14 protein-coding genes are annotated in these 14,956 nt (G+C 42.4%); 11 read left to right on the top strand and 3 right to left on the bottom strand.

The features are described from left to right. The first annotated feature begins 192 nt into the window (after positions 1-192). From J1N09_RS13295 to J1N09_RS13280, 4 genes are read left to right on the top strand one after another with little or no spacing between them, the layout of a single operon-like run. Positions 193-2,748 (top strand): ATP-dependent Clp protease ATP-binding subunit, encoded by a 2,556-nt coding sequence (locus J1N09_RS13295; protein WP_265200720.1) that lies wholly within the window; start codon positions 193-195, stop codon positions 2,746-2,748. 15 nt (positions 2,749-2,763) lie between these two features. After that, positions 2,764-3,153 carry a PLDc N-terminal domain-containing protein gene (locus J1N09_RS13290; RefSeq protein ID WP_265200719.1) on the top strand — a complete coding sequence of 130 codons (390 nt, stop codon included), beginning with the start codon at positions 2,764-2,766 and terminating at the stop codon, positions 3,151-3,153. Beyond that, positions 3,150-3,473 carry a TraR/DksA family transcriptional regulator gene (locus tag J1N09_RS13285; protein WP_265200718.1) on the top strand — a complete coding sequence of 108 codons (324 nt, stop codon included), beginning with the start codon at positions 3,150-3,152 and terminating at the stop codon, positions 3,471-3,473. Before J1N09_RS13290 ends, J1N09_RS13285 begins: the two co-directional genes overlap by 4 nt. A 21-nt stretch (positions 3,474-3,494) precedes the next feature. Beyond that, entirely contained in the window at positions 3,495-3,878 is a 384-nt protein-coding gene (locus J1N09_RS13280) for a hypothetical protein (RefSeq protein ID WP_265200717.1), read from the top strand. Here the strand turns inward: J1N09_RS13280 and hutH are convergent. Next, on the bottom strand, positions 3,871-5,382 hold the full coding sequence (gene hutH, locus J1N09_RS13275; RefSeq protein WP_265200716.1) for a histidine ammonia-lyase: 1,512 nt from the start codon (positions 5,380-5,382) through the stop codon (positions 3,871-3,873). The two genes, J1N09_RS13280 and hutH, sit on opposite strands and share 8 nt — an antisense overlap. A gap of 104 nt (positions 5,383-5,486) precedes the next feature. On the opposite strand from hutH, the gene J1N09_RS13270 reads away from it, so the two are divergent. Continuing rightward, a complete protein-coding gene (locus J1N09_RS13270) occupies positions 5,487-6,515 on the top strand; it encodes a TlpA disulfide reductase family protein (RefSeq protein ID WP_265200715.1) in 1,029 nt (342 codons plus the stop codon). A gap of 46 nt (positions 6,516-6,561) precedes the next feature. On the opposite strand, the gene J1N09_RS13265 is transcribed toward J1N09_RS13270, so the two are convergent. Next, positions 6,562-8,106, bottom strand: coding sequence for an NAD(P)H-hydrate dehydratase (locus J1N09_RS13265; protein ID WP_265200714.1), 1,545 nt, complete (start codon positions 8,104-8,106; stop codon positions 6,562-6,564). Positions 8,107-8,214: 108 nt separating this feature from the next. Between J1N09_RS13265 and gcvT the strand changes: the two genes are divergently transcribed. The 6 genes from gcvT to J1N09_RS13235 are packed head-to-tail and all read left to right on the top strand — an operon-like array spanning position 8,215 to position 14,322. Beyond that, positions 8,215-9,297 (top strand): glycine cleavage system aminomethyltransferase GcvT, encoded by a 1,083-nt coding sequence (gene gcvT / locus J1N09_RS13260; protein ID WP_265200713.1) that lies wholly within the window; start codon positions 8,215-8,217, stop codon positions 9,295-9,297. Next, positions 9,294-10,148, top strand: a complete 855-nt coding sequence (locus J1N09_RS13255) for a sugar nucleotide-binding protein (protein ID WP_265200712.1) — start codon at positions 9,294-9,296, stop codon at positions 10,146-10,148. Before gcvT ends, J1N09_RS13255 begins: the two co-directional genes overlap by 4 nt. After that, entirely contained in the window at positions 10,145-10,426 is a 282-nt protein-coding gene (locus J1N09_RS13250) for a 4a-hydroxytetrahydrobiopterin dehydratase (protein ID WP_265200711.1), read from the top strand. Before J1N09_RS13255 ends, J1N09_RS13250 begins: the two co-directional genes overlap by 4 nt. A 33-nt stretch (positions 10,427-10,459) precedes the next feature. Next, positions 10,460-12,511 carry a carboxy terminal-processing peptidase gene (locus J1N09_RS13245; RefSeq protein WP_265200710.1) on the top strand — a complete coding sequence of 684 codons (2,052 nt, stop codon included), beginning with the start codon at positions 10,460-10,462 and terminating at the stop codon, positions 12,509-12,511. A 3-nt stretch (positions 12,512-12,514) separates the two neighbouring features. After that, the gene (locus J1N09_RS13240; RefSeq protein ID WP_265200709.1) at positions 12,515-13,549 is read left to right on the top strand and encodes a hypothetical protein; all 1,035 of its coding nucleotides are present in this window, start codon (positions 12,515-12,517) and stop codon (positions 13,547-13,549) included. Positions 13,550-13,593: 44 nt separating this feature from the next. Then, entirely contained in the window at positions 13,594-14,322 is a 729-nt protein-coding gene (locus J1N09_RS13235) for a YebC/PmpR family DNA-binding transcriptional regulator (protein WP_265200708.1), read from the top strand. A 95-nt stretch (positions 14,323-14,417) separates the two neighbouring features. Here the strand turns inward: J1N09_RS13235 and J1N09_RS13230 are convergent, their stop codons facing one another. Beyond that, positions 14,418-14,954 (bottom strand): 1-acyl-sn-glycerol-3-phosphate acyltransferase, encoded by a 537-nt coding sequence (locus J1N09_RS13230; protein WP_265200707.1) that lies wholly within the window; start codon positions 14,952-14,954, stop codon positions 14,418-14,420. Positions 14,955-14,956 lie beyond the last annotated feature (2 nt).

Raw genomic sequence — 14,956 nt, 5'->3', positions numbered from 1 at the left:
GGGTTTCAGCCGCAATAATTAACGATTTTATTAACAAATAATTAGTAGTAAATCGTTAATAAGTATCGACCTTTATACTTTGAATTTACATTGTTTTTTTGTCCTTTTACTCAGGTTGCTGTAAAGTGGGTATGGTTTTTGCCTTTTTTTAGGTAATTTTAGAGTTTTTAGAAGGAATAAGGATTTAAATTTATGGATGATAATTTTTCCCCAAGAGTAAAAGATGTGATTGCGTACAGCAAGGAAGAGGCCCTGAGATTGGGCCACGACTTTATTGGTACAGAGCACCTGATGCTCGGTTTATTACGGGATGGAAATGGTAAAGCAGTGACGATCCTTAATGCCCTGGATGTTGATCTAAACCACTTACGACGTAAGGTAGAGATTTTAAGTCCTGCCAACCCAAGCCCCGGAACCAGTACGAACGATAAAAAGAACTTACACCTCACAAGACAGGCAGAACGCGCTCTGAAAACGACCTTCCTGGAAGCTAAATTGTTTCAGAGTTCGTCTATCAATACCGCTCATTTGTTATTGTGTATACTTCGGAATGAGAACGATCCCACAACGAAGTTGCTGAACAAACTCAAGGTTGACTACGATGGTGTTAAAGACCAATTCAAGCTTATGATCACAAACGATGAAGATTATATAGACAGCCCTACTTCCGAGTCTTTCCCAAATGACGATGACACCTCGGGTGAAGAAGATACTTCCAAAGAGAATCTTTTCTCAGGGACGGCCGGAAAAGGAAATAAAAAATCGAAAACCCCGGTTCTCGATAACTTCGGTAGAGATCTAACCCGTCTTGCTGAAGATGGAAAACTGGATCCAGTTGTAGGTCGTGAAAGCGAAATTCAGCGGGTATCCCAAATCTTGAGTAGAAGAAAGAAAAACAATCCGTTGCTTATCGGTGAACCCGGTGTGGGTAAATCGGCTATTGCAGAAGGTTTAGCTCTTCGAATAATCCAACGAAAAGTTTCGAGGATCCTTTATGATAAGCGAGTGGTTACTCTCGATTTGGCAAGTCTTGTAGCCGGTACGAAGTATCGTGGGCAATTCGAAGAACGGATGAAAGCGGTAATGAATGAACTCGAGAAGAACGATGACATCATTCTGTTCATAGATGAAATTCATACTATAGTCGGTGCCGGAGGTGCTACAGGATCACTGGACGCATCCAATATGTTCAAACCTGCGCTAGCTAGAGGTGAGATCCAATGTGTAGGGGCTACTACCCTGGATGAATACCGACAGTATATCGAAAAAGACGGTGCCCTGGAGCGAAGATTCCAAAAGGTTTTGGTAGAGCCTACCACGGTTGAGGAAACCATCGAGATACTACAGAATATAAAAGATAAATACGAAAGCCACCACAACGTTCAGTATACGGATGATGCGCTGGAAGCTTGCGTGAAACTCACAAATAGATATATGACCGAACGATTCCTTCCGGACAAGGCTATCGACGCCCTGGATGAAGCAGGTTCCCGTGTTCATATTACAAATATCAATGTGCCTGAAAAGATCCTTGAGATCGAACAGAAGCTGGAAGAAGTGCGAGAATTGAAAAATTCTGTAGTGAAGAAGCAGAAGTATGAAGAAGCAGCTAAACTAAGGGACGACGAAAAGAATCTCGAAAAGGAACTCGCCACCGAACAGGAAGCCTGGGAGAAGGAATCGAAACTTCACAGGGAGACTGTTGATGAAGAAAATGTGGCTGAGGTGGTTTCTATGATGACCGGTGTTCCTGTGAACAGGATCGCACAAACGGAAAGCAATAAATTAGCCGAACTTCCCGATAGAATTAAAGGAAAGGTAATCGGCCAGGATGAAGCGGTTTCCAAAGTAGTGAAGGCAATTCAACGTAATCGCGCAGGACTAAAAGATCCTAACAAGCCTATCGGTTCCTTTATCTTCCTGGGTCAGACCGGGGTAGGTAAAACCCAATTGGCCAAAGTTCTTGCCCGAGAGCTATTCGACAGTGAGAATGCACTGGTTCGAGTGGATATGAGTGAGTACATGGAGAAATTCGCGGTTTCCCGATTGATCGGTGCACCTCCCGGATACGTAGGTTACGAAGAAGGTGGTCAGCTCACTGAGAAGATCCGAAGAAAGCCTTACGCTGTTGTTTTACTCGATGAGATCGAAAAAGCACACCCTGATGTTTTCAATATGTTACTTCAGGTATTAGATGACGGTTATCTAACGGATAGTTTGGGTAGAAAGATCGATTTCAGGAATACGATCATTATCATGACTTCAAACATCGGTGCACGTAAATTGAAGGACTTTGGACAAGGAGTAGGATTTGGTACCGCGGCTAAGGAAAGCCAGGCAGATGCACACGCCAAGAGTGTGATCGAGAACGCACTGAAGAAAACCTTTGCACCTGAATTCCTGAACCGTGTTGACGATGTGATGGTATTCAACCCATTGGAACGAGAGCATATCCATGCGATTATAGATATCGAATTAGAGAAGCTTTACGAGCGAATTTCAGATATTGGGTACAAACTCAACCTTTCAGATAAAGCTAAGGACTACATAGCCGATAAAGGCTTTGACAAGGATTATGGTGCTCGTCCGCTGAAGCGCGCCATTCAGAAATACATCGAAGATGCCCTGGCAGAAGAGATCATTAACTCCAATTTGCGAGAAGGTGATTCGATTTCCATGGACCTGGACGAGAAAAAGAACGAGCTTAAGATCAAGATCAAGAAACAAAAGAAGACCACGGAGTCTTAATGTTGAATTGATCTTATGAGTAAGTCCAAAAAATTCATTCTGGGAATATTTACATTTCTCCCGCTTGTGTTATTTGGACTTTATATTTTTAATTTCTTCGCGTTTTTCAATGGATTTAATTCTGTTATTCAAACTCAGGATCCTATTGTAGATCCTGGATTACTGGCAGGGAACTTCCAGGTCCTTTTCTTGTTTGGAATATTAATGGCAATTTCCGGATTGGGTATTACCATTTATTACGCTGTACACGCGAACAAGCGAAAAGATTTCGACAGCAATAAAAAGCTCATATGGACTTTGATAATACTCTTTACAAGCGGAATTGGCAGTATCGCGTATTATTTTGTGGAAATCCTTCCAATGCCAGGAAGCAGCAATGAAATATCAAAGGAGGATCATCGATGAACAAGGAAGAGATCAAAAAGCGTATCCGGGAAGAGATTATTGATACGGTAGCTCTGGTTAATAAATACAGGGACCTTACAAAACCAATCGCCCCGGAGAATGCAATTGGCCGTGTTTCCCGTATGGATGCCATCAATAACAAATCGGTTAATGAAGCGGCCCTTCGGAAAGCGGAAACCAAATTGACTAACCTTGAAGTTGCTCTAACTAAGGTAGATGACCCAGATTTTGGCATTTGTATTCGTTGTAAAAACCAAATCCCTTTGGGCAGAATTATGTTACTTCCTCATACTGTGACTTGCGTAAATTGCGCAAAATGATTAATTTCATTCATTTACAAAATGTTACCTTCTGAAAAGCATAGGATTACCTTCGATTTTGGCGTCGCAGAACTTCACCAGAATTACATGCTTATGGTTATGAACGAAGGTATCACTGTAGATTCTGCCATCAATACTCGATTAACAGATATGGCGGCAGAACATTTTGGAGATAAACCTTTCGGATATATAACACATAGAAAGAATTCCTATTCCGTTGATCCCAATGTGTACCACGAAACTTCAAAAATCAAAAATCTGGTAGGATTCGCAATCGTTAGCGATAAAGAGATCCATCTTACTACTTCCCAGGTAGAAAGCATGTTTCTCAACAAGCCGATGAAAGTCTTTAAAGAGGTGGACGCAGCTGTAGAGTGGGTATATTCTCTTCTAAGTTCTAATTGAACAAAACGTCCGGATCTACACTTATATTCTGAATAAATCCAATGGCCGTGTGGATATCATCAGCCAGCAGACGATCTTCATCTACAAATGAGACGGATTCCCTGAACGTACTCACAAAACTCTCCAGAAAGGGTGAGGTCTTCTTAGGCCTTCTGAACTCCAGTGCCTGAGAAGCATTGAATAATTCAATGGCAAGAACCGTCTCCAGGTTTTCGAGTATGCGATAACACTTTGTGGCGGCATTAGCTCCCATACTTACATGATCTTCCTGTCCGTTGGAAGAAACTATCGAATCCACCGAAGCCGGGGTTGCCAGTTGCTTATTCTGACTCACAATACTGGCAGCCGTGTATTGCGGAATCATAAATCCGCTGTTCAAACCAGGGTTGTTCACCAGGAAATCCGGCAAACCTCGCAGGCCTGAAACTAACTGGAAGGTTCTCCTTTCAGAAATGTTGGCGAGCTCAGCAAGAGCGATGGACATGAAATCCAGGGCAAGGGCTAAGGGTTGTCCGTGGAAATTACCTCCGGAAATGATCTTATCGTCCTGGACAAAAATATTCGGGTTGTCTGTTACCGAATTGATTTCTGTCTTAAAGGTTCTATGAGCAAAGACTATTGTGTCCTTAGTCGCACCGTGAACCTGCGGAATGCAACGAAATGAATACGGGTCCTGTACGTTTTCCTTCTCACTTTTTGCTAGTTCGCTATCTTCCAATAGCGAGACGATCCTTTCGGCTGTCTTCACTTGTCCCCTGTGCGGACGGGCCAGGTGAACCAATGGATCAAAGGGACTTAAATTACAATCGAAGGCGTCCATTGAGAGAGCAGCGATCACATCGGCCAGGTAGGACAATTTGTGAGCCCTGAGTAAAATATAGGTCCCGTAGGCACTCATAAACTGGGTACCGTTCAGAAGAGCGAGCCCTTCTTTGGCCTGCAGTGTTATTGGCTCCCACTTGTGTTTCTGGAGGATTTCTTTTGCCTCAAGGATCTTACCGTCCACATGCATCGCACCCTTTCCAAGTAATGGAAGTGCCAGGTGTGCTAATGGTGCCAGATCACCCGATGCTCCTAAACTTCCCTGGGTGTATACAACCGGTAAATAATCATGATTAAAGAATTCGATGAGTCGTTGGACCGTTTGCAACTGCACCCCGCTGTGGCCATAGCTGAGCGATTGTATCTTGAGCAGCAACATCAAACGTATTACATGCTTTGGAACATGTTCACCTGTACCGCAGGCGTGAGATGTGACCAGGTTTTCCTGGAGCTTTGACAAGTTTTCGGAAGAGATCTTTACGTTGCAAAGTGCTCCGAAACCTGTATTTATTCCATACAAAGGGCTGTCGTCTTTCGCTATTCGGGAGTGGAGATAATCGTATGATTTATTAATATTTAGGACAGCTTCTTCTGAAAGTTCCAGTTTTTGTCCTTCCTGAACAATTTCCTTTAGAATAGGTAGGTCAAGAATGTCACTACTTACGTAATGTGTCTTTTGCATCGATTGGGTTGTTTACCGCTAAAATACAAATTCCGAAGAGGATTTTATAGATTTCTCATAACTCAAATTAAACACGTATTTTAGCTCAACTTAAAAAATGAGATATGAAACAATTGATTATGCTTCTATGTGCTGTGTTACTCGTATCCTGCCAGGAAGAAACACCCAAAGACCATGTTGTATTGACGGGTAAAATTACCAATCCGAATAGTGATGAAATCCGAGTTTATAATAAGACGTATTCCAAGACAATTAAAGTGAACGAAGACGGAACCTTCAGTGATACGTTAAAAGTTGAAAAAGGTAAATATTCTTTCTACGATGGGAATGAGGGTACTACATTATTTCTTGAGAATGGTTACGATCTCAATATGACGCTGGACACTGAAATGTTCGATGAAACCATTGTTTATACCGGTTCAGGAGCCGAGAATAACAACTTTCTCGCTAAGGAGAGCCTTTTCATGGAGCAAACCTTAGATGGAGATTATGATATTCTTACTTCTGCCGAACTGGGAGTAGCACTACGCGATGCCAAAGACAAGATAACCGAATTCATAAACAAAGCGGAAGGGATAGATACTATGATCACAAATAGTAGTCATGACCGATTGGACGCTACTATTCAGTCCTATCAAAGATACTACGGCGGTATCGCAAAGCTAAGGGAAGAATTCCCAAAAGGCTCCCCTTCACCTTCCTTTGAGGGCTATGAAAATTTCAATGGTGGTGCTACTTCACTTGGCGACCTGAAAGGAAAATATGTCTACGTTGATGTCTGGGCTACCTGGTGCGGACCTTGTAAAGTGGAGATTCCTCACCTAAAGGAATTGGAAGCTGAATATCACGACAAGAACATTGCATTTGTGAGTATGTCCATAGACGATGATAAGCGGCATAAAGGATCATGGGAAAACGCACATAAGGCCTGGAAGAAGTTCGTAGAGGAGAAAGAGTTAACAGGAATCCAGATCTATGCGCCTGAGGGATGGGAATCGGATTTTATAAAAGCGTATAAAATCAATGGAATTCCCAGGTTCATCCTTATCGATCCGGATGGTAAAGTTGTAGATCCCAACGCACCAAGACCCTCGAATCCTAGACTAAAGGAGATGCTCGAATCACTTATTTAAATCAATGATTAATTAAAGATTTCAAGAGGGGTTCGCCCCTCTTTTTTTATGCCTCCTCTTCTTCAACTTGTGGTGGACTCTCCTGCTGAAATAAAGAAAGGAAGGCTTTGCCGATGTTATCTGCGAGATCGCCCGCCATCACAGCTTCAAAACTATTCGCCTGTGAAACTATATTCCCGGCCATTCCATGAAGATAGGTTGCAAATACCGTGGCTAATAAGGGGTCGTATCCCTGGGCGAGTAATGCTGCGATCATACCCGTGAGCACATCACCTGATCCGCCTGTTGCCATTCCCGGATTACCAGTGGTATTGATATAGAGTTTGTTTTCAAATACTGTTATAGAATTCGCGCCTTTGATCAATACGATACATTCATGATCCGATGCAAATTTCCTGGTTCGCTCCAGTTTATCGTAATCATCCGTCCACTCTCCTACTAATCGTTTCAGTTCACCGGGGTGAGGCGTGAGTACGGAATGCTTCGGAATTAGTTCCTTCAAGGATTCATCCAACGCTATACAGTTGATAGCATCCGCATCTATTACCAGGTGTGATTTTGTTTCTGAAAAGTACTTTTTCAAAGCAGCGATCGTTCGCTCATCGGTCCCTATTCCCATTCCAATTGCAACGGCTTCCACTTCCGGCACGTCGTCTATTTCAGAAATAAGATGATCGAAAGCATCCGTAACCGTCATCGCTTCGGGTAATGCTGTTTGAACGATTTCATAGCCGCATTTCGGAATAAAAGAAGTAACCAGGCCCGCCCCAGTGCGATAGGCAGCTCTTCCCGCAAGAACGACCGCTCCAATTTTTCCATAACTACCTCCCACTACCAGTACATGTCCGTAATTTCCTTTGTGTGAATATTTATGTCGCTGCTTATAAAGCTGACGTGCATCGTTTTGAAATATCAGCTGTGCCAATGGTTCCGTAGCGAATAGAAATTCTGGGTCTAAACCGATATCGATCACTTCGTGATAGGGAACAAATTCACCAGAGTCAGGAAGAAAAAAGGCCATTTTTGGCGCCTGGAATGTCAGGGTATGATTTGCCATGACCACGGCTTCTTTGTCCGCTACAGGCATATTCGCGTGAAGTCCGCTGGGAATATCAATGGCGAGTTTAAATGCTTTTTGTTGGTTCAAATACTGGATAAGCGACTTCACCCAGCCTTCAGGAGCTCGATTCAGTCCGATTCCGAAGATAGCATCTATGATAACATCATCGGGGTGAATCTCTGGGAAATCCGCTTCTGAAGTCATCAAATCAGGCCAGTTTTTAGTAACCTCTTTTACACGGTCGTAGTTGATAAGAAAACACTTGGAACGTTTATCGGTGAAATTTGCTACATAGATATTCACCTTATACCCGTGTTCGATAAGCAATCTTCCTACTACTAAACCATCTCCTCCATTATTTCCTATTCCGCAGAAGATATGGACCGGAACCTGCGCTCCCTGCATTCGCTGGTGCAACCAATTAAAGATCTGCGTACCGGCACGCTCCATAAGATCCAGCGGTGTAATGTCGTGTTTTTCGGTAGTGACCTTATCGGCTTCATGAAGTTGTTCAGCAGAGAATATTTTCATAAGAGGAAATCTTTCCCGCAAGTTACCATCCTTGTTGAAAACAATCAAGCAATTCCTTCGTTCACTACTATAGTTTATAATACATTTGCCAAAAAATTATTTCATCCGATGAAAAATACAGCGCTAAGCCACGTACATGAGGCCCTCGGGGCGAAAATGGTTCCTTTTGCAGGGTATAATATGCCCGTTTCTTATGAAGGTGTGAATGCAGAGCACGAGACGGTTCGAAAAACTGTTGGTGTATTCGATGTTTCACATATGGGGGAATTCCTCATCACAGGACCTCACGCACTAGATTTGATTCAGAAAGTTTGCAGTAACGACGCATCTAAACTGGTAGATGGGCAAGCCCAGTATAGTTGCATTCCCAACGATACCGGAGGCATTATAGACGACCTTATCATCTATCGGCTGAATGAAGAGAAATGGTTGTTGGTAGTTAATGCTTCCAATATCGATAAGGACTGGAACTGGATTAGTGGTAAGAACAACATGGGTGCTGAAATGAGGAACCTTTCGGAAGATTTTTCACTGCTCGCCATCCAGGGTCCCAAAGCGGTTGAGGCTATGCAGAGTCTTACTTCAGTAGATCTAAGCGAGATCAAGTTCTACACATTTGAGGTGGCCGATTTTGCCGGGATCGAACATGTGATCATTAGCGCCACAGGCTACACGGGTAGTGGAGGATTTGAGATCTATTGCAAGAACAGTGAAGTGGAACAGATCTGGAACAAGGTATTTGAAGCCGGTGCCGACTTCGGAATAAAACCGGTAGGACTTGCAGCCCGCGATACACTCCGACTGGAAATGGGGTATTGCCTGTACGGAAATGATATTGATGATACTACCTCTCCCCTGGAAGCCGGACTCGGATGGATCACCAAATTCACTAAGGAATTCACAAATTCAGAAGCACTTCAGAAGCAAAAAGAAGAAGGCGTAAAAAGAAAACTGGTTGGATTCGAACTTACGGAGCGTGGAATTCCTAGGCAGGGATACGACATTGTTGATGCTGAAGGAAATGCAGTTGGAAATGTGACCAGCGGTACAATGTCACCATCGTTGGGCAAAGGTATTGGCCTGGGTTACGTCCCTAAGGAACTGAGCCGGTCTGGTACTGAAATTGGGATCCAGATAAGAAAGAAGGTGGTAGCTGCCACCGTAGTTAAACTTCCATTTTATAAGGGTTGATCCATAACAGAATACTCATATTAGGCGCCAGTGGCTTTATAGGGAACGCTCTCTACAGGGAACTGGATTCCTACTTCGATGTTTACGGAACCTATTGTTCCCAGGACGGTCTGTACAAGAACAACCAGGTATTTGAGCGATTTGATGCGGAATCGGATAGGATTCTTCCCCTACTCGAAAAGCTACAGCCGCGATATATTATTTCTGCATTTTCTTCTGAATTGGAACCAAGTATCGCAGTTCATCGCGACCTGATCCGCTACTGTGAATTGTTGCCTGAAACGAGGATCTTATATTTATCTTCTTCTGAAGTTTTCAGTGCGCAAATGCGTTTCCCTTCCTATGAATTCGACAAACCGCTTTCAGAAACGCTTCATGGTAAGGAAAAATTGGCCATAGAAAAACTGTTACTGGAATCATTACCTTATCAGTCGGCAATATTGCGATTACCCATGGTGCTGGGAATTAATTCGCCCATCATCACTCAGCTTAGACAGGCGATAAAGCACCAGGCGGCCTTCGAAGTCTACCCAAACCGAATTGTAAGTTCAACGACCAGCGAGAAGATCGCTCAACAGGTGCATTACATCATCAACCAGGACCTTATCAATATTTACCATCTGGCAAGTTCGGACATGGTTCACCATGAGGAACTCTTCAGAGAGATCGCTTCCAAATTGGGGGATTCAATGCCAATTTTTAAGAGTGTGTTCAGTTCGAACGAAGATGAATACCAGGCCATACTTCCAAAGGAAAATAAATTGCCCGAAGGCTATGATATAACCATTGGAGATATCGTAGAAAGCAGTACCTTACATGATGAAATCATATCATTAAAAGACTTGCCATGAAAGCACTTTTAGAAACAGAGATTCAGAAACGTTTAGAACAATTTGAGGGATGGGAATACTCAGATAATGCTATCCACACGGCTTTCGAATTTGAAAATTTTAAAGAAGCCTTTACGTCCATGACTCGTATCGCCTTTGAAGCCGAGGACCTTGATCATCATCCGGATTGGAGCAATGTCTATAACAAACTACATATTTCATTGTCCACTCATGACGCCGGTGGTGTTACTGAAAAGGACTTTGAACTGGCATCCAGGATAGACGGCTTACTTAGCTAAAAAGTTGTATTTTTTATCGTTTCAAAGTTGCCGATGATCAAGAAAATCTGCCTCATATTCCTGTTGTTTTGTTTCCTGTCTTCGATTGGACAATCCAATCGGCTTTTATGTGAGCAATTGGAATCACTTAATTTATTAATTAATAACTACCATTATAGTCCTAAAGCTCTAAACGATACGTTAAGCGGTGGGGTATATAAACTTTTTATCAAACGCCTGGACGAAGAGAAGGTGTTATTTACAGATAAGGATCTTGCTGTCTTTAGGAAGGACTCCCTCCTACTGGATGATTACATTCGCAACAACAATTGTGAATTCATAGACAAATACATTAAAACACTTCGGAATCGCCTGGGAGAGACCAAACAGTTGATAGATTCCTACAGGAATGCCGAATTCAATTATAAGGGGAAGGATACGCTTAAGTACTATCGTAGCAAGGAATCGGGTTATTTTGATGACGAAGCTGCCAGGGATCGATACTGGTCCAAGCGTATTCGCTTTGAGATCTTATCAAAACTAAGCGAAGACGGCGATGATCTTTCCGAGCTGGAAGCAAACTTTGAGCAGCTTGAAAAAGAGGCCCGACCAATTATTTTTGAAAAGTTACAATGTCAGCTGGATGAAATTCACAATACGGAAAGAGGTCTGGAACGCTTTGTCACCGAAACTTTCCTGAACGCTTTTACAAACTATCACGATCCAAATTCGACCTTTTTCAATAACGCGGACAAGTCGATGTTTGAAGACTCGGTTTCGACCACAACCATGTCTTTCGGACTTTACACAGATAAAAATGAAGATGGCGAGATCGTTATCGCCTACATCACGCCTGGAGGTGCCGCCCAGTTTGAAGGCAGCCTGGAAGAGGGAGACGTGATCCGTTCCTTAACATCCGGTACGGCTCTAGTGGATACAAATTGTATTTCTAATGAGGAGATCGTTGCATTTCTCTCGGACACCAATCACCACAAAGTAGCCTTCAGGGTGAAGAAGAAGGACGGTAGTATCAAGTCGGTTACGCTTTCTAAAAAAGCCGATAAGCCTGTTGAAAATCTCACTCGTGGTTATGTGATGAGCAAGGAGTTTTCGGTGGGATATATCAGCTTATCCAGTTTTTACACAAATTTTGAATCGCCTCATGGTATGGGCGTTGCCAACGATGTGGCAAAGGAGATCTACAAGCTGAAAAAAGAAAAGATAGAAGGTCTTATTATCGATCTTCGATTCAATGGCGGCGGCAGTATGAAGGAAGCAACAGATCTATGTGGTATGTTTATCGATCGCGGTCCTGTTTCCATTTTGAAATACCGAAACGGAGAGACCTTTACAGTACGTGATGCGAATCGTGGCACCGTATTCAACAAACCGGTTGTGATTATTGTGAACAGCTATAGCGCTTCGGCTTCAGAGTTCTTTTCAAGTTTGATGCAGGATTACAACCGAGCCATAATTGTTGGAACACCAACCTATGGAAAATCAAGTATGCAAACCATAGTAGCGCTAGATGAAATCAGAACGGAACTCGGATTCTGTAAATTGACAACAGATTTATTTTACAGGGTAACCGGAAAGAGCAATCAATCCAAGGGTGTGATTCCCGACATAGAATTCCCAAGCATGTACAATGGGCTTGAAATCAATGAAGAATATTTGGATTTTGCATTGCCAAACGACAGCATCGCCATCTCTGTAAAACACAAGCCGGGTAAAAAGATAGCTATTAAAGAATTGAGAGAAAAGAGTGAATTCCGAATGAAACAGGATGAGGGATTCAGAAAGATCAAGACCCTTAACGAAAAGTTACTAAAAGGGTATATTAAAAGGGATACTTCTTATTCCCTTACGCTTAAGAATGTATTTTACGATATCAACGGCTATAATGATTTGTGGAAGGATTTCATGGATTATTTCGATGATCGAAAAGGTATATTAACCGTTAAGAATACAATGTCTACCGAAGAAATACTCAAGAATGACGAAGACCGTCAACAATTAAATACTTTTTCGATGGATGATATAGGAAATGATATTTTTATTGAAGAAGCCTATCATATCATTTCAGACATTCGAAAAATGAACTAGTTTATGAAATCACGATTTCGATTACTACTATTCTTACTTTTATTCACGTCTTTAACTGCCAACGCTCAGAAATTCAGTAATCCTTTGAAATACCTGGAGTTTGTATCGGATGAACAGGAGATCATTACACGAAATACCTGGAAATACACTAAGGCGATTGCCCATAGTAGAAGTGATCGAGCCGTAGACAACAAGCGAAATACCCTGATCAAGTCGATTGAAAGAGCACAAATGAAGATAGAGAAGGCCGAGGCCTACGAAGGAGATGAATTCAAGCAAAATGTGTTGAAAAACCTCGAGTTGAACAAGAACCTTTTACAGCAGGATTATGCCAAGATCATCGATATGAAAGAAGTGGCGGAACAATCCTACGACCTCATGGAAGCTTATATGCTTGCTCGGGAACTGGCGGATGAAAAGATGACCAAAGCACAACAGGAATACGAGATGCACTACTACGCCTATGCCAGGAAACACGACATCAATATCATTGAAAGTGAATCCGATCTCAGTAAGAAAATGCAGATCTCAAGCGATGTTTTTGATCATTACAATGAGCTATATCTCATCTTCTTCAAAGTGAATATGAACGAGGTGTATCTGTACGATGCGATTGAGAAAAATGATATTGGCGCCATCGAGCAGAGCTCCAGTGCCCTTTTGGATAGTGCTACCGAAGGTTTAGCCATTCTTGATACGGTATCAGTGTATAACAAAGACCAAATGCTGGTAAATTCGACGAAGAAGGCGTTTGAATTCTACGTGGACGAGGCTGAGAAGCAGGTGCCAAAGTTGATTGACTTTCTTATTCTGAACGAAGAATTTGAGACCATAAGAAACCAGTTAGAGAATACTCCAAAGAAGAAACAAACAAAGGCACAGATCGATGCGTACAACGAAAAAGTTCCTCTGATAAACAAAGCCGTGGACGAATACAACAGGACAAATACCCAGTTAAATAAGAAAAGACAGGAGGTTGTTGGAGGATTGAAATCTGCCTACGAACGGTTTTTGTCCAAACACATTCCAAAGGACTAGGAGATTTTATAAATTTGTCGCTATCATTAAAAACCGAAAAATTTATGGGAAGAGCGTTTGAATTCAGGAAAGCACGTAAGATGAAGCGCTGGGCAGCTATGTCCAAAGCTTTTACTCGCATAGGCAAAGACATTGTAATCGCCGTTAAAGATGGCGGGGCTGATCCTGATTCTAACGCCCGACTACGCGCCGTTATTCAAAATGCGAAGGCAGTTAACATGCCTAAGGACAACATTGAAAGGGCAATAAAAAGAGCATCCGATAAGAGTCAGGGTGATTTTAAAGAAGTGGTTTTTGAAGGTTACGCTCCTCATGGAATTGCTATTCTAATTGAAACCGCAACCGACAACAATACAAGAACAGTGGCTAATGTTCGTTCCTACTTCAACAAATGCGACGGAAGCCTGGGTACTTCGGGCTCAGTGGTTTTTATGTTCGATCATGTTTGTAATTTCAGAATAGATGCGAAAGGAATCGATATGGAGGAACTTGAACTGGAACTCATCGACTTTGGAGTTGAAGAGATCTTCGAGGATGAAGACGGCGTATTGATCTATGCACCTTTCGAAAGTTACGGGGCGATACAGTCTTACCTCGAAGAGCGTTCTATAGAGATCTTATCTTCCGGTTTCGAGCGAATTCCGCAGGTTACCAAAAAACTATCCTTAGAAGAAGCAGCAGATGTTGAAAAACTGCTAGAAAAGATCGAAGAGGATGATGATGTACAGAATGTATATCACACCATGGATGAGAGTTCTTCCGAAGAAAACTAGATTCTAGATATTAGATATTAGAATAATGTAGTTAATGACTTTCATCTAGGCTCTTGATTCTTGGTTCTTAGTTCTTGGTTGCAGAGAAAGTTCGATCATGTATATTCCGGAACCTTTCCTACTACTCCAGCATAGAATTTATGAAGCTTCACTAAATCTGCCTCGATATCACCGGTTGGGTAAAATGGTTCACCTATGCTCACCACTTTTTTACTATAGTCGAATGATACGGTTATAATTGGCACTTTGGCTGCCATAGCTATATAATAGAACCCGGTTTTCCAGCGCTCCACTTTCTTTCGTGTGCCTTCCGGTGCGAGTGCTAGCCTGAATTCATCTTTTTTTGAAAAGATAGCCGCGATACTCTCTACCTTATTCTGGCCTTCTGTTCGATCCAGTGGTGCGCCACCCATCCATTTGAAATAGGCGCCAAACGGCCATTTGAACAATTCTTTCTTAGCGATGAAGTTTATTTCGGTTTTGAGAAGTTTCCTCGCGAATGCGCCTACGTAGAAATCATGCCAGCTGGTATGAGGAACCACTATTACCACGGATTTCTTAATCTGCTGATCGAAGGCACCATCGATCTTCCAGCCAAGTAGCTTGTTAAATATAAATCGGGAAAGTATCAATA

The organism is Aureitalea sp. L0-47, from assembly GCF_026126405.1.
Classification (GTDB): Bacteria; Bacteroidota; Bacteroidia; order Flavobacteriales; family Flavobacteriaceae; genus Pukyongia.
This window is presented reverse-complemented; position numbering and strand designations above follow the sequence as displayed.